General features: G+C 69.1%; 14 protein-coding genes. 2 read left to right on the forward strand and 12 right to left on the reverse strand.

Going from position 1 to position 17,959, the window contains the following annotated elements:
• Window positions 1-21 precede the first annotated feature (21 nt).
• The 6 genes from AB0O44_RS03050 to AB0O44_RS03075 all read right to left on the reverse strand — a co-directional run bounded on the left by AB0O44_RS03050 (window position 22) and on the right by AB0O44_RS03075 (window position 7,522).
• Complete coding sequence (locus AB0O44_RS03050; protein WP_364134011.1) at window positions 22-1,242, reverse strand: aminoglycoside phosphotransferase family protein; 1,221 nt, start codon at window positions 1,240-1,242, stop codon at window positions 22-24.
• Window positions 1,226-2,029 (reverse strand): glycoside hydrolase family 16 protein, encoded by an 804-nt coding sequence (locus AB0O44_RS03055; protein ID WP_364134014.1) that lies wholly within the window; start codon window positions 2,027-2,029, stop codon window positions 1,226-1,228. The genes AB0O44_RS03050 and AB0O44_RS03055 overlap by 17 nt, the downstream gene beginning before the upstream one ends.
• A gap of 16 nt (window positions 2,030-2,045) precedes the next feature.
• Window positions 2,046-4,253 carry a hypothetical protein gene (locus AB0O44_RS03060; RefSeq protein WP_364134017.1) on the reverse strand — a complete coding sequence of 736 codons (2,208 nt, stop codon included), beginning with the start codon at window positions 4,251-4,253 and terminating at the stop codon, window positions 2,046-2,048.
• A 107-nt stretch (window positions 4,254-4,360) separates the two neighbouring features.
• Window positions 4,361-5,659: a glycosyltransferase gene (locus tag AB0O44_RS03065; RefSeq protein ID WP_364134020.1), complete on the reverse strand. Its 1,299-nt coding sequence runs from the start codon at window positions 5,657-5,659 to the stop codon at window positions 4,361-4,363.
• Entirely contained in the window at window positions 5,656-6,657 is a 1,002-nt protein-coding gene (locus tag AB0O44_RS03070; protein ID WP_364134023.1) for a glycosyltransferase family 2 protein, read from the reverse strand. The genes AB0O44_RS03065 and AB0O44_RS03070 overlap by 4 nt, the downstream gene beginning before the upstream one ends.
• 1 nt (window position 6,658) lies before the next feature.
• Window positions 6,659-7,522, reverse strand: a complete 864-nt coding sequence (locus AB0O44_RS03075) for a glycosyltransferase family 2 protein (RefSeq protein WP_364134026.1) — start codon at window positions 7,520-7,522, stop codon at window positions 6,659-6,661.
• Between the two features lie 684 nt (window positions 7,523-8,206).
• On the opposite strand from AB0O44_RS03075, the gene AB0O44_RS03080 reads away from it, so the two are divergent.
• Window positions 8,207-10,453 (forward strand): PKD domain-containing protein, encoded by a 2,247-nt coding sequence (locus tag AB0O44_RS03080; protein WP_364134029.1) that lies wholly within the window; start codon window positions 8,207-8,209, stop codon window positions 10,451-10,453.
• Window positions 10,454-10,540: 87 nt separating this feature from the next.
• Here AB0O44_RS03080 and AB0O44_RS03085 read toward each other — a convergent pair whose 3' ends face one another.
• On the reverse strand, window positions 10,541-11,320 hold the full coding sequence (locus AB0O44_RS03085) for an SDR family NAD(P)-dependent oxidoreductase (RefSeq protein WP_364134032.1): 780 nt from the start codon (window positions 11,318-11,320) through the stop codon (window positions 10,541-10,543).
• Between the two features lie 118 nt (window positions 11,321-11,438).
• Here AB0O44_RS03085 and AB0O44_RS03090 point away from each other — a divergent pair, with 118 nt between their 5' ends.
• Complete coding sequence (locus AB0O44_RS03090) at window positions 11,439-11,975, forward strand: TspO/MBR family protein (RefSeq protein WP_364134035.1); 537 nt, start codon at window positions 11,439-11,441, stop codon at window positions 11,973-11,975.
• A gap of 44 nt (window positions 11,976-12,019) precedes the next feature.
• Here AB0O44_RS03090 and AB0O44_RS03095 read toward each other — a convergent pair whose 3' ends face one another.
• The 5 genes from AB0O44_RS03095 to AB0O44_RS03115 form a co-directional block, all read right to left on the reverse strand.
• A complete protein-coding gene (locus AB0O44_RS03095; protein WP_364134038.1) occupies window positions 12,020-12,517 on the reverse strand; it encodes an SRPBCC domain-containing protein in 498 nt (165 codons plus the stop codon).
• 32 nt (window positions 12,518-12,549) lie between these two features.
• A complete protein-coding gene (locus AB0O44_RS03100) occupies window positions 12,550-12,918 on the reverse strand; it encodes a metalloregulator ArsR/SmtB family transcription factor (RefSeq protein WP_364134041.1) in 369 nt (122 codons plus the stop codon).
• Between the two features lie 46 nt (window positions 12,919-12,964).
• A complete protein-coding gene (locus tag AB0O44_RS03105) occupies window positions 12,965-14,965 on the reverse strand; it encodes an ATP-binding protein (RefSeq protein ID WP_364134044.1) in 2,001 nt (666 codons plus the stop codon).
• A 116-nt stretch (window positions 14,966-15,081) separates the two neighbouring features.
• Window positions 15,082-15,528: an STAS/SEC14 domain-containing protein gene (locus tag AB0O44_RS03110; protein ID WP_290256239.1), complete on the reverse strand. Its 447-nt coding sequence runs from the start codon at window positions 15,526-15,528 to the stop codon at window positions 15,082-15,084.
• Between the two features lie 49 nt (window positions 15,529-15,577).
• Window positions 15,578-17,893: a glycosyltransferase family 2 protein gene (locus AB0O44_RS03115; protein ID WP_364134047.1), complete on the reverse strand. Its 2,316-nt coding sequence runs from the start codon at window positions 17,891-17,893 to the stop codon at window positions 15,578-15,580.
• Window positions 17,894-17,959 lie beyond the last annotated feature (66 nt).

Here is a 17,959-nt window from a genome sequence, read left to right on the forward strand (position 1 = left end):
CGGTTAGTTGTCCGCGCCGGGTCAGAGCACCCCGGCGGTGGCGGCGTGCCGCCACAGCCAAAAATCCCGGTCCCCGAAGACCGCCCGCCGCACCTCGGCCGGGCCGCGCGGCGCGTGTCCGGCAGGTGCGGACACGGGTCCCGCGCCGGCGTCGACGGCGTGCGCAGGCTGGTCGGCGGCGGCGCCGGGCTGGGCCGCCTGCACTTCCGGTCCCCCCGGTACCGCCCCGCCGCGTCCGGCCTCAGCACCCTGGGCCTGTCCCACTGGCTCTGCCGATTCCGCGGCGAGCCTAAAGGCGAGGGTGGAGGCGGACCGTGCCCAGGTGGCCAGCACCAGTGCGGGCAGCAGCGCGGGGTCAATCCCGCGGCGGACCAGGTGCTGGCGCAGGGGCTCGCGCGCCCAGCCGTCCCGGCCGAAGGCGGTGTCGAAGGCCGCCAGCTGGGCCGGCCGTTCGAACGCCTGCTCGGCGGACTCGCTGAGGTACTGCAGGTAGAACGTCAGGTCGTGTCCGGGCAGCCCGTAGGCGGACGCCCGCTCCCAATCCATCACCTGGAGCCGCCCGGCCGGACCGATCAGCAGGTTGGGGTGGCTGAGGTCGGCGTGTTCGAACACGGACGGCAGTTGCGCCGAACGTAGCGGCTCCAACGCCTCGTGGGTCCGGCCGACCAGGTCCGCGAGTTCGTCCTCGCCGGGTAGCAGCAGCTCCATCGCCTGCAGGGGCCGCTGCACGGTGCGCTCGTACCAACCCTCGTTTCCCGCTGCGGGCCGGGTGCAGGGCAGCGAATCGATGAAGTCCACGCCGAGGGCGACGGCTACCGGCAGGTCCGCGGCCACCCGGTCGGGGTCCAGGGCCGGGCCGGTCAGCGGGGTTTCGACCAGGACGGTGTGTCCGGACAGATCCAGGGCGGCGACGACACGGGGCACACCCTCGACCTGATCCCCGCCGAGGACTCCGAGTTGCCAGAGCATGTCCGCCTCCCGGAGCACCCCCTCGTTGTCACCGGGGCAGCGCGGCACCTTCACCACGAGCGAGGGCTGCCGCGCGCCGGGGGCGAAGATGAGGGCGACGACGTGCCGGGAGGTGGTGAACTGCGGGGTGATGAAGACCGTGGTCCAGTCCCGGCCCAGGCCGAGGCCGGCGAGGTCCCATTCGTCGTAGTGGTCCCGAAGGACGGCGTCGATGAAGCTTCCGCCGGCGGCAGGGACCGGGAACGGCGTCGTGGCCTTACGGGGCGTACGCATACTGCACCACCCAGTCCACCTCGATGTGGCCGGAGACCGACGGCGCCGGCGTTCCGGCGTCGGCCCCGTCCTTTGTCTCGGCCTGCAGCGTCCACCTCATGCCGGTGTTGGGAACGCCGTCCGGCATTGTTGTTTCCCCCACGAGTTCACCGTCCCAAAACCACTTGACCTTGCCTGGAGTCCATTCCGTCGTCGCCACGTGCCACCCGGTTCCGTCCGTGGCGGAGGTGTTCCGGGTGGTGGGGTCGAAGCGGTCCGGACCTTTCAGCGGGGAATCCTTGATGGCGGATACCCCGTAAAACGGGCCGTTGAGTTCCCCCTCCGGCCAGTCGATCTCCCCGTCCAGCCAGTTGTCGCTGGTGGGCCACAGCAGGAAGGCGATCTTGTACCCGGGCATCGTGTCGGCCCGGAACCGGATGGAGTAGCGGCCGTAGCGCTGCCCGTCGTACCCGAAGGGCACCACGCTGGCCACCCTGGGCTTCCCCCCGGAGCTGTGGAGGAAGAAGTCCAGCTTTCCGTCCTTGACCGACAGGACCTTGTCCGGGGTGTAGACCCCCTGGCCCGATGTGTCGGGCAGGTCGTGGTAGCCCCGCATGTCCGGTCCGTACACGTCGCCGACCGCGCCCATCGGTGCCGCCCGGGTGAAGTCCTGCGTCCCCGTCTGCTTCCAGCCGGGGAGGTCCCCCACCGGCATGGCCGTTGCCGGGGGCGACGGTTTGAGCAGCATGGCGATGGTCATGGTGATCCCTGCGGCGAGCAGGACGACGATCACCCTGATCAACACCATGCCGCTCCTCGTCACGCTAGCCGGTCTTGGCGAGTTCGTAGATCCGGACTGCGCCGTTCTCGAACACCCGCTGGACGTTGGAGGATCCGGCCAGTTGCCGCTCCAGGGTGGGGAGCGTGCCAGGATCGAAGAGATTATCCTTGGCGGCCTGCGCGATCTGCGAGTCGGAGAAGACCACGAAGATCCGGTCCGGCTTGAAGTTGCGGTCCGCATACCGGGCTACGTCCACCGAGGTCAGGCCGTGGCCGGAGGACTGGATGAACTTGGTCAGCGAAGCCGTCCGTCCCGCATCCAGGTAGCTGGGGTAGTTCGGGCCCACCAGCAGCGGGAAGAAGGCGTTCGTTTCCATCACCGCGTCCTTGGGGTTGACCGTCGAGTCCAGCCACTGGGCCGCGGCGACGTCTTCCTTGGGGACGCGGAACTTGGCCTCGTTCTGGAAGTAGGTGATGGTGAACAGGAGGGCCATGGCGGTCAGCGCTGCGGTGGTACCGATGGCCGCCCGGCGGGTCCGCAGAGGACCGGCCCAGAAGAGCCACGCGGCGCCGACGGCCAGCCAGGGAAGGGCGAACAGGTAGACCCGGAACTTCGCCTCGCCGCCGTAGGACTGGATCAGCAGCCAGAACAGCGGCGCGACGGCCAGCCAGGCCACCATGATCGTCTGCCGGACGTTGCCGCGCAGCAGGTTGCGAACGAAACCGCCCACGCCCAGCACGCCGATGAGGATTGACAAGGCCTCCGGCGCCCGGCCCAGCAGGCCGGTGGGCCCGCCGTCCGGCGGTTCGTAGCTGGCGTTCTTCAGGAAGTCGAAGCCGAAGAGTCCGTACTTGCCGGCCACGAAGTCGAGGTTGGGCAGCAGGTACAGGACGGCAAGTACCGCCAGGACCGGGCCCGCCCACCGCGGCCGGAAGTAGCCGAAGACGAACAGCGGCAACAGCGCCAGGCTCGCCAGGTAGGGAGTGAGCTGGTGACTGGCCACCGAGACCGCCTGGAGGACCAGCAGGACAATCACCGCCGGCAGCACCAGGGTCTGGGCAAAGGGCCGGGGCTGCGCCTCATCCTGTGCCGTAGCCGCCCGTTCGGCCCGGCGGCGGCTCAGCTTCTCCTCCCAGGCGACGGCGAAGCGTGCGGGGGTACCGCGCAGGAAGGTCAGGGCGATCAGGCACATCGTCAGGTACAGCGTGTAGGAGAACGCCTGCGGGGAGTAGTAGTTCTGGTTGACCCAGTTGGTCAGCGCAAACACCAGGGCCGCCGTCCACTGGATCCTGCGGTTGCTGGACAGGGCCCGGACAATCGCCAGAACCAGCGCCACACCCAGCACCGCGAAGCTGAACTCTGCCAGCGAGGCGTAGCCGATGGCGTCCGGGTAACCCACCGCGTCACCCAGGAAGGCGCTGGCGGAGAAGAACCCGGGCCAGCGGTTGTAGATATCGATCGAGGCGTCCACCTGGCCGGAGGCCCCGATGTAGTCGGTAACCGCGATGTGCTTGTACGTCCACGGGAGCCGGGGAACGCTGACCACCATGGCCGCCGATGCGTAGAGCATTGCCACGAGGCCGGTAAAGGAGACCGCGAGGAAGGGGGTGGATGCCATTTCCCGGGCCGCAACCGCCCAGATGCAAAGCCCGGCTACGGCGGCGACGGCCACGAACCAGATCGGCGGGAACGTCGAGAGCAGGCCGGCGTCGCCCTTCAGTCCCTCGCCGGTAACGGACAGGGCCACGCCCCAGAGGACCAGGGCCGCAGCCAGCACGGCCCACGGGATGTGGCTGGCGGGGCTGCTGTTCCGCAGGCCCTCCAGGCTGAGGAGCCGCCGCAATTGCAGCGGCTCCCGGTCCGTGGCCGGGGCGGGCAGGACGATCACCAGGACGGAGGAAGCGATCAGCACCGCGGCCGCGACGGGCCGCGGCTGCCACAGGTGGGTCCACACCATCGCCAGCGACAGGATGGTGTAGACGGCGGCGCTGAGTACCAGGGTGCCGATGGCCCGCGCGAGCGGATCAACGCCGGTGAGGCGCCGTACCACCACCCACCCCGGAAGGATCAGGCAGCCGAGCAGCGTCACCGGGGCCAGCGCGGGTCCTCCCAGCCCGAGCAGGATCAGTGCTGCCAGGACGACTCCGGCAATGGCCAGGCCGACATCCAGGGGGCGCTCCGTACGGAGCCTGTTCACCGACGAGAGGGGCGCCCTGGGCGCCGGCTTCTCGTTTTCCATAATGAGACTCATGAACTTGACTTCCTCGCTTGTTGAAAAAGTGGCGAGGGGAAAACGGTGTTCCATGGTGACGCCGAATTCCCCTCAAAACTGTGCGTCGTGTGCTGCGTTGCGGCTGCCTACGCGGCTCGTCGGCGCCGGCAGGAGCGGCGCTGCAGCAGGTAGTTGAACGGGCCGCGGGCCACCGAGACGAGCTCGGTGCGCAGCGCCTTTGCCATCACCGGGTTCCTCGGGACGTCGTCGGCCGTCTCGCCGTCGGCATGCGCGCGGGTGTTGCGCAGGAAGTAGACGGCGCCGCGGGGAGCCCGGACCAGCGCCATCCGCGCGGTCCGGGGGTTGAGCATGATCTTGGTCAGCCATGCTCCCAGGCCGTTGCCGTAGCCCCGGGCCTGGACGATCAGGTCGTCGAGTTCGGCGCGGTGCCGATGCCAGACGACGGCGGAGGGCTGGACCACCAGCGACCGCCCGGACAGGATGACCCGGGTGAACATGTCCAGGTCCTCGCCCCCGCCGGTCCGAGTGCCTACCCCCAGGGCAGGATCGAAGGCGCCGAGCGACAGGGCCGTCCGGCGGTCGAGGGCGAAGTTCGCTCCCGTCCCATAGGCCCCCACGCAGAACGGGAAGACCGGCATGTCCGCCGGCGGGTCGGCCAGGGAGTAGACCTTGGGCGCCACGGCCTTGGACCAGCTCACTCGCCCCTCGAAGTATCCCTGCGCCAGCGAGCGCAGCTCGCCCGCCGGGACCAGCCCGGTGACACAGGCGACGTCGGGGGCCTGCTCGAAGCCGGCGGCGATCCCCCTCAGCCACCCCGGGTCCACCACGACGTCGTCGTCGGTGTAGGCGACGATGTCGCCGCGCGCGTGACGGAGTCCGGCGTTGCGTGCGTTGGAAAGTCCGGGGCGCCGCTCGGAGATGAGGACCAGCCGCGCGTCGGAGAACTCGGTCCGGACCAGGTCACGGGTGGCGCTGGTCCGGGCGGCGTTGTCCACGACGATGACGTCGAAGTCCGGGTAATCGAGGCGGAGGATGGCGTGCAGTGCCTTCCGGAGCAGCTCCGGCCGGTCCCGCGTGCAGACGACGACACTGATCGGCGGCGTGGTGGTGGAAACCGACGCCGGGACCCGCGGGAGGGCGGCGGCTGCCTCCTCGAGCCGGGTCCGGGAAAGCGTTCCGTCGGCCGTTTCCAGGTCGACGAAGCCGCGGACGGCGGCACCTTCCCTGACCAGCAGACGCGCCCGCCGGTAACCGTGCGCGTCCTGCAGCCGCAGTTCGCTGCACCCGCCCAGGGATCCCAGGTCCACGGCTCCGACCCAGAGGGCACCGGCCCAGTCGGGGGCCGCTTCGGCCCCCATGGCCGGGGCCAGCTCGAGGACCGCGCCCGCCGGTTCTGGCCGGCGCGGCGCGGCGACGTCGATCACGTGGCTTCCCGCCAGGGCTGCTGGGCCGCAGGAGCGGCGGCAGCCAGGGGGGAGCCCTCACCGGTGCCAAGCCTGCGGCCGCTGACGTAGCCGGCGGCGGTCACGCCCAGCACCGCCACATAGGCGCCGGCTCGTTGCAGGCCCTGCGGGTCCTTGCCGCGGCCCCAGTCCGACAGGGCCCCGACGAACGCCCGGGGCAGGACGCTGCGGACATACCGCCGTTCCGGCCCCAGGGCCCGCTTGTGGCCCACGACCTTGCTGACCTGGGCCTTGGAGAGGCCCTCGGACCAGGCGCGCTCGAGCATGTACCGGAACGTGCCCCGCTGGACCGGAACGTGGTGCCGGACCACGGCAGCAGGTTCGTAGACGACCCGCGAACCGGGGGATCCGATGGCCGCACGGATGCAGATCTCGGTTTCCTCGCAGCCCAGCGGTTTGGTTGCCTGCCGGCCAAGGCTGACGTTGAAGCCGCCCACGTGCTGGAGGATCTCGCGACGGAAGGACATGTTGGCACCCACCACGTTGCGGACCTCGGAGGCCACTGTGGGCAGGCCGCGGTGGCTGCAGCCGACGATCCAGTCCAGCTCGGGACCGAAGTGGCCGGGCCGGCCGCCTTCCCAGACGGGTTCGACGCGACCGCCGACGGCCAGCACATCCGAGTCGTCGTAGAGGGCCGTGAGGCGCTCCAGCCACGTCGGCTCGGCCTCGGCGTCGTCGTCCAGGAAGGCGACGATGTCGGAGGTCACGAGCGCGGCGCCGGTGTTCCGGGCCCCGGAGAGTCCCTTTGGACCGGTGCTCTCGACGAGGGTCACGTCCTGGACGGTCGCCACGAGCCGCTTGTACAGGTCCACGTTGTGGTCAACGACCACGATCACCTGTTCGGGCCGGAGGGTCTGGGCATGGACGGAATCGATCACGCGCATCAGCAGGTCCCAGCGCTGCTCGGTATAGGAGCAGATCACCACCGAAACCGACGGACGGAAGTTGGCGTTGAGCATCTCAAGCCCCTTCCGCCACCGTGAGCACGCTGCGCGGGTCCGTGGGAGTGCGGGCGAAGCGGACGTCCGGGTAGGTGTACTTCACCCGGCGCAGCGCCTCGGGCCGGGCGCCGGCGGAGGGCGCCTCCCAGCTGGTGCATTCCTTGGCCAGGGTGCGCAGTACGCGCCAGCCGTCGCGGAAGGTCTGCAGGTTCGAAACCCCGGAGATGCGGTCCAGCTCGAAGCTGGGCACCTCAGCGATCCGCAGGCCGGCGCGGGCCGCCCGGACGATCAGCTCGGTCTCGATTTCGAAGCCGTCCGATTCGAGCTGCAGTACCTCCAGGCATTCGCGCCGCAGGGCGATGTAGCCGTAGCAGAGGTCCGAGTAGTTGCTGCGGAGGACCGTGTTGGCGAGGCCGGTGAGCACCCGGTTGCCGGTGTTGCGCAGCCAGGTCAGGTCCTCCGAGCCTCCGCCGGTGACGTACCGGGAGCCCTTGACGAAGTCGTAGTCGTGCTGGAGCGGAGAGACGAACCAGCCGATCTCCTGCGGATCCATGCTGCCGTCGGCGTCGAGCATCACGATGATGTCCCCTGAGGCGGCGGCGAAGCCGGCCCGGACCGCGATGCCCTTGCCCTTACGCGGCTCCTTGACCACAACGACGTCGACCCGCAGGGCGCGGGCGACGTCGACTGTGTGGTCCCGCGAGCGTCCGTCGACGATCACGACCTCATCCACGTACGACGGCATGCGCCGCAGCACCCAGGGCAGATTCATTTCCTCATTGAGGGTTGGAATTACCACACTGACGGTTGCCCGGAGCGCAGAACTATCGGTTGTTGAGACAGATCTTGGGGCCAAATTTTGAACTGACAAAAGCCTCACCACTTCATGAATTTAGACGCCCGGGAATTACCCCCAGCGATTGAGAACCTATCGGACAAATTCGGAGAGAATTTCACAAACCTGTACCGACCCATATCCCAGCTTTGCCACTGGGCTGCGGCCATATCCGAAGCCTAAAGTTCACCTAAAGTTGTGTCACGAGTGGCTGTTACTTGGGCCTTTGTACTCATATCCGCAGTAGCAAAGGACCCCTACTTGGGTCCCCGGACCCGGCTACTCGGACCGCAGGGCAGGTTCCGCGATGGACTACTCAGCCGCCGGGAGCCCGCCGCCAGGCTGCGGTAAACAGCGGAATACCGGGCAAGAAGCCGCCCTGTCGTCCCATTTCCGCGGAACCCTTCCCGCCCGGGCAGCAACTCCATCGGCAGCCGGCCGGCACCCGCGGTCCGGGCGGACCACTCCCTTCCAGGACCGCCGGCCTGCGTACGCCGCACCGGATGCCGCACCCGGCATTCCTGGTTGAAGCGCTCAATTACCGCTTTCACGAGAGACAACGCTTGGTCGCCGGAATTAGTTTACAAAGAATTAGCAAAAGGATCTATCCAGCCGGCGGCCCGGTGGCTACCATGGCCTCATTCAACACCGGACAATTGCGCCCGCATGAGGGCCCGCGTCCAAAACCCTCCCGCGCCAATGATTGTCGCGGCATGAAAGAAAATGGTCCCGATGATGAAACGAATATCGCACTGGCTTAGCCGGTCCCTGGTGGTGGCCCTGGCCGTCGCCGGCGGCATGTTGGGGGTCGCCGGAAGCGCATCGGCTGCGGACAGCTACGGAACTCCCAGCATCAGCTTTAGCGGCGTCAGCAACCCTCCCACCTCGGACAAGCCCCAGAGCAAGCTGTGGTGGAATGACGGCTCCTGGTGGGCAGACATGTGGACCTCCGGCAGCGGCTGGCACATCTTCCGGCTGGACGTCCCCACCAACAAGTGGGTAGACACGGGGCTGCTCAACGACAGCCGGGCGAACACCCTGGCTGACGTGCTGTGGGACGGCGGCAAGCTCTACATCGCCTCGCACGTGGTGACCGTCTCCACGGACTCCACGCCGAAGCCCTCCCTCTCCGGGCAGCCGGCCAAGCTCTACCGCTACAGCTACTCGGGCGGCACGTACACCCTGGACGCCGGATTCCCCACCACCATCACCAACCAGAGCAGTGAGTCGATGACGATCGATAAGGACACCACCGGCGCCATCTGGGCGACCTGGACGCAGGTGACCGGCGACTCGACCAACGGCTACAAGAGCACGGTCTACGTCAACAATTCGGCGCCCGGCGGGACCAGTTGGAACACCCCGTTTGTCATCCCGGTTGCCAATCCCACAGCCGCGGCGGACGACATCTCCGCGATCGTGGCGTTCGGCAGTAACAAGATCGGCGTGATGTGGAGTGACCAGCTCACGGACAGCGTGCACTGGGCCATCCGCACCGACGGCACCAATCCGACCGCCACATCGTCATGGCGCTTCCAGGACGCCATCAAGGGCAAGGGCCAGGCGGACGACCACCTGAACATCAAGACCCTGCAGGCGGACAACAGCGGCCGTGTCTTTGCGGCCGTCAAGACCAGCCTGAACGACACCTCCACGGATAAGACCCTGCCGCAGTTGCTGCTGCTGGTCTTCAAGCCGGCCACCGGGTCCTTCAGCCAGTCCACCATCGCCTCCGTCGGCGACTGCGTGTCGCGGCCGCAGATCCTGCTGGATACCCAGAACAACGTGGTGCACGCCTTCCACACCGCCCCGGGCAGCACCGTGACCGGATGCGCGTACTCGGGCGTCGCCGGCGCCATCTACGAGAAGACCGCCCCGATGGACAACCCGGTCTTCGGTTCGGGCCGCGGCACCCCGGTAATTCAGGACGGCGCATCATTCAACATGAACGACGTCACCACCACGAAGCAAAGCGTGAACAGCACCAGCGGCATGGCGATCATGGCCAGCAACATGGTCACCAAAACCTACTGGTTCGCCTACCGCGGCCTGGGAAGCACCCCGCCGCCGGCCCCGAAACCGGTGGCATCCTTCACGGCGACGCCGACGTCGGGCACCGCACCGCTGAACGTTGCCTTCACCGACACCTCCTCCGGCTCCCCGACCTCGTGGGCGTGGGACTTCGGTGACGGAACTTCGGCGACCACCCAGAACCCCTCCCACACCTACGCGGCGGGAACGTTCACGGCCAAGCTGACCGCCACCAACAGCGCCGGGTCCTCGACCTCCAGCGCCGTGATCACGGTCGGCTCCGCTCCACCGCCACCGCCCCCGCCGCCGACGTCGTCGGGCATCACGGTGGGCGCCTCGTCCACGGCGGTCGCCACCACGGCCAGCTCCACGGTCAGCCTGGCCAAGCCCTCCGGGGTGGCAGCCGGTGACGTCCTGGTCGCCGCCATCACCGCAGACCTCGGCCCGTCCGTGACCGCACCCGCGGGCTGGACGCCGATCGTCAACGGGCTGGGCATCAACAGCTCCGCCAGCAGCGGGGCCAAGGTCTTCAGCTACTACCACGTGGTGGGATCCGCGGACCCGGCCAGCTACAGCTGGACACTGAGCACAGCCGTCAAATGGGGGGCCGGGGTGACCGCCTACCGCGGCGTCAACACCACGACGCCGCTGGACAGCTCGGTCGCAACCGCGGTCAACACCACGTACTCGGCCACCAGCATCACAGCCCCGAGCATTACCACCGCCAGCAACGGGGCCATGCTGATCGGCGGGGTCGGCTTTGACAGCTCCAGCCCCGGCGCCACCCCGCCGGGCGGCTGGACCGAACGCTGGGAATCCAGCGGCGGTCAGATCGGTGAACTCGCCGATGCGCCGCAGGCCACCGCCGGGGCCTCCGGCACCGCCACCTGGACGTTCAGCACGGCCAAGGCCGTGGGCGTCTGGCGCACCGCGCTGAAGCCGGCCTAGCCGCAGCAGCACCAAGTAATCCAAACAGGGCGATGCCCCGGCCGGATCCGGCCGGGGCATTCTCCTGCGTGGCGCCGGTTCCCCGCATCAGAGGGCGGACCAGCCGCCGTCCGAGGCGAGCACCGCGCCGTTGATGTTGGTGCCGTCGTCGCTGAGGAGGAAGGTGATGGAGGCCGCCAGCTGCGCCGCCGAGGCGGGAGTCGGAATGTTCGCCCCCATCAGCGGGCCCAGCCGCTCGACCGCCAGTTGCGAACCCCATTCGGCGACAATGTTGGTGATGGTCGCACCGGGGGCAACCGTGTTGAAGCGCAGCCCCTTGGGCCCGTACATCACGGCCGAGTTCTTGGTCAGCCCGATGACGGCGTGCTTGGAGGCGGTGTACGCCGCGCCGGCGGCGGAGCCGCGCAGGCCCGCTTCCGAGGAGACGTTGACGACCGAGCCCGTCCCCGCCTCCAGCATCAGCGGCAGGACCGCCCGGGTCAGCCGCATCATTCCTGTGACGTTGATCCGGAGCACGCGGTCCCAGACCGCGTCGTCCACCTCGTGGATCGGGGCGAAGTTGTCCATGACGCCTGCGACGTTCGCGAGGGCGTCGACGCGGCCGCCGGCGGCGGCGACGACGGCGGCGACGGTCTCCTCGGCCGAGATGTCCCCCGAGACGGGCACGATCTCCAGCTCACCGTGCCCGGCCACCAACTCATCGAGGCGCTCCGCGCTCACGTCAGCGGCAACCACCCGGCCGCCCTCCCTCGCGACCCGGAGGGCCGTGGCCAGCCCGATGCCCGAACCAGCCCCGGTGACGATGACGGTCCTCCCCGCGAACCGGCCGGGGGTGATGTTTTCCTGCCATGCAGCTTCGTTGCCCATGATGTCCTTCCAGACGCAGCAGTCCTTGACAGCGCCAGCTTAGGGCAGCGGACAGCCGGGGAACATGGGTCACGGTTTGACGGAAGTGCCGGATGTTGTTCACAGTGATTCTGTGCTCTTGAACGTCGAACCAAGCGCTCCGGGCACGTCCGCCCCCGGCGCCCTCCCGCGGGGCCGGCAGGCAGCCGCCCTGGCCGCCTTCCTGGCCGTCTCCTTTGTGGTGTCGTTTGTGGGGTCCCTGCCCATCCGGGCCAACGCCGACGGCTGGTACGCCACCGCCCTGACGGCCCCGTGGACGCCGTCTGCGCTGGTCTTCGGTTCCGTCTGGCTGTTGCTCTACGCGGGCATGGCGGTCGCCGCCTGGCTGGTCTGGCGGCAGCGGCTTTTCCCGCGCCGGCCGGCCTTCCTGGCCTACGGCGGCCTGCTGGTGCTGAACCTGGCGTGGCCCCTGATGTTCTTCGGCATGTATCCGCTGCTGGGGTCGGCCGCACTGTGGCTGGCCCTGGGGCTGATCGCGGCGCACGCTGCCCTGGCCGCCGCCACGGTATTCCGCTTCGGCCCGATTAGCACCGCGGCCGGACTCCTGATGCTCCCGTACCTGTCCTGGCTGGTCTTCTCGGCCAGCCTGAACCTGTACGCCGCCCTCAACAACTGAGGGCGGCGGCCCGGCTCAGGCGGACTGGTTCAGGGGCGCGTCGCTCAGGCGCGCGCAGGTTCGACAAGGAGCGCGTCGACCTGGCCGAGGGCGCCCTTCATGCCTTCCTCCATGCCCATGGCGACGATCTTTTCCATCTGTTCCTGGGTTTCGAAGGTTGAGACCACGCTCATCCGGGTGCGGCCGCCCAGGTCTTCGAAGGTGACCACGCCGTGGATAGTGCCCATCTCCGCGACCGGCTCGCCGTCGTCGTCGGCGAAACCGTCATCGAACACCAGGCGGTGCGGGGCCTCCAGGGAGACGAAGCGCCACCACCCGCGGGCCTTCTCCCCCGCGGGTCCGGTCATGTAATAGCTCGCCTCCCCGCCGGGGACGAAGTCATGCTTTTCGAAGGTCGCCGGCCAGGTGGGCGGACCCCACCAGCGCTCGAGCTGCCGCGGATCCTCCCAGATCTGCCAGACGCGCTCGACTCCGGCGTCGAACTCCGCGATCACGGTGAGGCTGAGCGCCCCGGGATCCTGGGCTGAACTAATGACGGTCATGGTGTCCCCTTCCCTGCAATTGATGGTGCTGTTTAGTCCCCCGTGGAGTCACTCCCCGGCGCGGGCGGCGTGCCTTCCGCGAGGAGGTCCGCGATCCGGTCCGAGCGTTGCCTCCAGATGTTTTCGTAGTCGTCCAGAAGGCGCCGGACCCGTTGCAGTCCGTCGTGGTTGGCCCGCACGATCTGCTCCCGTCCGCGTTTTTCCTTGGTCACCAGGGTGGCGCGCTCCAGGACGGCAACGTGCTTTTGGACGGCGGCGAAGCTCATCGCGTAACGCTCGGCGAGGCCGGAGACCGAAGACTCCGACGCCGTCACCCGCCGCACGATGTCCCGCCGGGTGGCGTCGGCAAGGGCCTGGAACACCCGGTCCGCCGCCTCTTCACCCAACTGATCTGCAACCATTTGGTTGTAGAATAGGCCGCTTCCTGATGACCGTCAAGGGTTTCTGTCAGCCCAGGAAAGTCCGATGGACGTCGCTGCCGTAGCGGCGGATGATGTCCCGGCGGGCGGCCTGGAACGCTTCGAGGTCGCCGCCGTGCCCGTGCTGGGCCACGCGGCGCCGGGCGAGTTCGTCCGCGATGACGTCAAGGAACAGTTCGGCCAGCAGCAGCCGGGCCGAGTCACGGAACCGGCCCCGGCCGTCGACGTAGAGCCGCACAGTGGGGGCAGCCGTGTTGATGATGACCTTGCGCTCCGCGGCGCTGTACACCGCCCGGTCCGCGCCGTCGGGCAGGCTGCGGAACTCGTAACCGGTGAAAAGGTCCATGCCGTGGTCCCGGTTGGGCCGCTGCCGGCCCCGGGAGTCAGCCGGCGTGGCCACGGCCCCGGCGTGCGCCGGCTGGTCACCGGCGTGCCGGGACGCCTGCTCGGCGATGACGATCTCGCAGGTGGCCCAGTGATCCCCGGCCCTCGCGGTGAGGGTGCCCCGATCCCCCGCCCGGTCCCCGGTGACCGTCCAGACCAGCCGCCCCGGTTCATCGCTTCCCAGGGTGTCCGGCCCCTCGAGGTGGATGGAGGGCGGCAGCTCGGGCTCGACGGCAAGACCCGTGGCAGGGACGTCCGCACCGGGCGGCAGCAGCGCGGGGTCGAGCAGCAGTCCCACGTGGAACGCATGCCCCGGCGGGCGGTAGTAGAACGGCGTCGTGAACCGCAGCGCCGGGCCCGCGCCGGGTGCGTCGGCGCCCCGGGTGGCGGGAGAGGCCCCTGGGGCAGGGACGCCGGCGGCGGCCTGTCCGGTGCCGGGCGTCAAGGAAGGAACCTCGGGCTCCGTCTGCAGGCCGAGGTCGACGACGGCGGCGCGGTTCATGTGCCGCAGCAGCTCCTCGATCATCTCCGCGGTCCGGCCCGAGGTGGTGGCCCGCTCCAAATGTGAGAGCTTCTCCCGCTCAGCCAGTACGGCGGGGGCCAGCGCCGCGCTGACGGCCCGCGAGAAGGCCTCCACGAAGGGATCCCGGGCGTTGAGGCCTTCCCGCTCGTCGCTGATGACCGCGCGGCCGTGGCCCAGCATGTCGGTCAGGGCATCGCAGCGGACCTCCCCGAAGAGGTACTCCGTGCCCACTTGGTTCTCGAAGTCGAACAGCTGGCAGTCCAGGACGGCCTGGCCGGAGAGCACCACCAGCCCGTTGGTCCTCTCGTCGCCGCGGCTGATGAGCTCGGTCCCGGAGGCCCGCTTCACGGTCAGGGTGAACGGGTAGTCGTGGCCCTCGAAGGGCACGCTTCCCGTCTGCCCGGGTCCGATGATGACCTCGGCCGCGGGCTCGGTGAACACGACGGGCTCGGGGCTGTCCGCGCCGGAGCCGGGGTGGCCCGCGGACAACTCCACCGTGCGCCGGCCCAGCACCGCCCGCAGGTAGAAGTTGTTGGCCAGCGACTGACGCAGGGTGTGGTGCTGGCTGATCACCACGCGGGGGTTTTCGACGACGATCGTCACCCGGGTGCCGTGCCCCGCCGTCGGCCCGTCCGTCATCAGCCCCAGCCGCGCATAGTCCGCGGGGAGGGCCGGGCGGCTCCCGCCGCCGTCGTCGTACAGGTACCCGCCGTTGCCGCCGCGGAAGATGTCGATCCGGGTGAAGCGCCCGTCCTGGACGGTTTCCAGCCAGCCGTGGCCCAGCCCGAAGACTGCCTGTTTCAGGCCCCGGCCGAAGTAGCCGCGGCCGTTGCCCTCGCCGCGGGCCAGCGGGCTGTGCGCCCCGCCGTAGCTGAGGATGCTGCGGGCCTGCCCGAAGCTCATGCCCTCCGCCTGGTCGGAGACCGTAAGCACGGCGCCGGTAAGGTGCCGTTCGTAGCTGACCCGGATCCGGCCCGGGACCGCTGCGCCGGTGCGCTCCATCCGGGCGTAGCTTTCGTCGCTGTTGGTGATGAGTTCCACCAGCGCCTTCTCCACCGAGGCGAAGCGCCGCGAATCGATCCCGATCACGCGCTGGTCAACCTGTATTTCGGCGACGCCCATGGCACTCCCTCGCTTGGCGGCCCGCCGCAGGCGGCGGATCACAGCGCGGCGGGTCACGGCCGGGCGGGCCCCCGGTCGTGGGGCGGTGCGCCGGCCGTTACGGGGAGGCTACCAGTTCAGCGGTTCGCGGCGTCAGAGTATCCCGGGGCAGGGTTTCCGGCGGCCAGGCCGCCGGTTTCCGGGCCTTCGGAGTCCTCGAGGAACCCGCGCAGCCAGGCCAGCGCCTCGGCCCGGGAGGTGAAGAACTCGTGCGGGTAGTCGGTGTCCCGGCTGGTGGCCGCGGCGATCACCCGGTCCACCGCGCTGGAGCCCAGCACCGCGATGGCCAGGACGTCGGAGGACTTCGCGAACTCGTACCGGGCCGCCGCGCTGATTTCGACGTCGGTCATCACCGAGAGCATCGGCATGCGGCCGCTCCCGGTGATCGCGGCGGTCGCCTTGAGGGCGTCCCGCGCGTCGGCGATGTCCACGAACGAGCCCGGCGCCCAGGAGGACTCGATGATGCCGTCGGTGACCGTCAGCGAGTTCTTCCCGTTCGCAGCGAGGATCGTTTCGGCCGTCATCCGGCCCATTGTAGGCGCGGCGCGCAGTGGCAGCGTGTCAACACCCCGGTCAGCGGACGCCGGCACGCTTGCGGCGGTCCTTCTTGCCGCGCAGGTCCCGGTTCAGCCGGCGGTCGCCGTGGTACAGAATGGACTCCCAGTCGATCTCCTCGGGAGCCTTCGGCACGATGGCCGGAGCCTCGGCGCGGGGGGCCTTGGGCCTGACGTAAAGCCAGTTCAGCACGCCCAGGAAGATGTCCACGATGGAGTTCCGGACCCCGATGTAGGCCACGATCGCGTAGGTGGCCATGACCGCGTTGAACGCCGCGAACACCGCGTTGGCCCAGTTCTGCAGGGAGACGTCCCGCCAGACGGTGAAGAGGGAGAACGCCACGATCGCGTACGGGGCCAGGACGTAGATCGCGGGGGCGGCGGTCCGGTCCTTGACCTTGGGCGTGCGGGCGAACGGGATCTTGTCCCCGGTCAGTGCCTGCTGCAGCGACTTGATCACGCCGGCCAGGTTGACCGGCATGAGCACCAGGTTGAACCCGTAGATCCGGAAGATGTCGCTGAAACGGTGGCCGGAATCGCGGAGGTCGCTGCCCATCGCCAGGAAGTAGGGCAGGGCTGCGAGGAACACCAGCGGGCTGAGCAGTCGGCTGTCGTAGGGGTAGGCCAGTAGGAAGAGCAGGCCGAAGCTGGCCCAGGTGATGGAGGCCATGTAGTTCACCCGCAGCATGACCTCGCGGCCGCGCACGTTCCGGTCGGTGCCGCGGCGGCGCCGGATGGTGTCCCAGAGCTTGGGCAGGATCAGCAGGCCGCCGTTGGCCCAGCGCCGGCGCTGCACCACCAGGGACCCGAAGTCCGGCGGGGTGGCGCTGTAGCTGAGGCGTTCGGGGTAGTTGACCAGGTCCCAGCCCTCGCGGCCGAGGTCCACGCTGGATTCGGTGTCCTCGATGACGGTCCGGTCTTGGATATAGGTCCGCACCTCGAAGCCGCCCTCGGAGGAGATCTCCACGATGTCCTCAAGCGCCACCTTGCGGATCACGGCGTTGGCGCCCACCCAGAAGGTCGCGCCGTAGCGGGTCATGCCCTGGTGCTGGATGTGCTGGAGGTCGGTCGAGGCGCCGGCGACGCGCTCGATACGGGTCGGGGCGCCGCGGAAGGAGGAGTACGGGGTCTGGGTGACGGCGACCCGTTCGTTGCCCGGGGATTCCAGGAACGCGACCAGGCGCAGGCAGTAGTCGCGCAGCAGCAGCGAGTCGGCGTCGAGGGTCAGGACGTAGGTGCTGTCGGCCACGACCAGGTCGCCGGGCGCCGGCTCTGTGGCCTGCCGCAAGACGGTCCCGTCCGCGGTCTGTTCCTGCCGCCAGCGGTGGCCCATCAGGCTCAGGTAGGAGTTCAGGTTCATCGCCTTGTTCGCCTCGTGCGAGAGGCTGACGTACTTCTTGCGCTCGAACGAGGCGACCCGGGCGTTGAAGATCCAGGTCAGGCGGGCGTAGAGCTCGCGCATCCGCGGACGCTCGGGGACGGCGCTCTGGGCCTGGGCGGCGTGCAGGGCGGTCAGGACCAGCCGGAGTTCGCGGGCCAGGCCCATGAGGACCAGGTCCACGAAGAACTCATCGACGTGGTCCTCGACGCGTTCGGCCTCGGCCATGCCTTCGAGCCAGCCGGCGGCGTATTCGTATTCGTCGATGAGCGCGCGCAGGCCGGCGTCGCCGTGCTCCCCGCCCGCTTCGAAGGCCGCCAGAGCCGCGTTCAGCCGGGTGGCGGGTTCCTTCAGCGTCCGGGTGATGTTGGCGGCCAGGTCGCGGGTGGCCTGCAACCGTTCCTGGTCCGCCGGGTCGGTCGGGAAGGGCGGGTCATCGAGCAGCAGCACCACGGAAAGGTCGGGGAATTCCTGCAGCGCGGCGGACCACAGGGTGGCCCGGACCACCTGCGGCTCCTCGGCGTAGGAGGGGACCAGTACGGTGACGGAGGAGTGGTAGTCGGCGAAATGGCGGTCCAGTTCGCCGCGGGGGATCCTGCGGTGGTCGCGGAAGCGGTTAAGCGCGCCCTGGCGGGCCAGCAGGTACATCAGCGCCGAAAAAGTCAGGAATGTTACGACGACGACGTAGGAGACGGATTCGGCACGGAACCGGAACCCGGCGGTGGGGTCGTTGATGAGCTGCCGCAGCACGGTGGTCACCACATAGGCGAGCCAGGCCAGGACGGTGACGACGATGCCGACCCGGCCAAGGATGATTTTCCGGCGCGACGGCTCGGGGTGGACGATGGCCAGGGGCTCTGACCGCCGTTCCGCACCCCATTGGCGTTTCCGGGTTTTCGACGCCGCGTCATCGGCGTCCAGGTCTTCGGGCCGAGGCGCGGCCAGGACGTCAGTCATACTTCCCCATCTGCATATGTGTACCCCCAGCGGACACACGTCAGGCCGCGCTGTCCGCCATTGCAC

The sequence above is a fragment of the Arthrobacter sp. NPDC080082 genome (assembly GCF_040686595.1).
Lineage (GTDB): Bacteria > Actinomycetota > Actinomycetes > Actinomycetales > Micrococcaceae > Arthrobacter.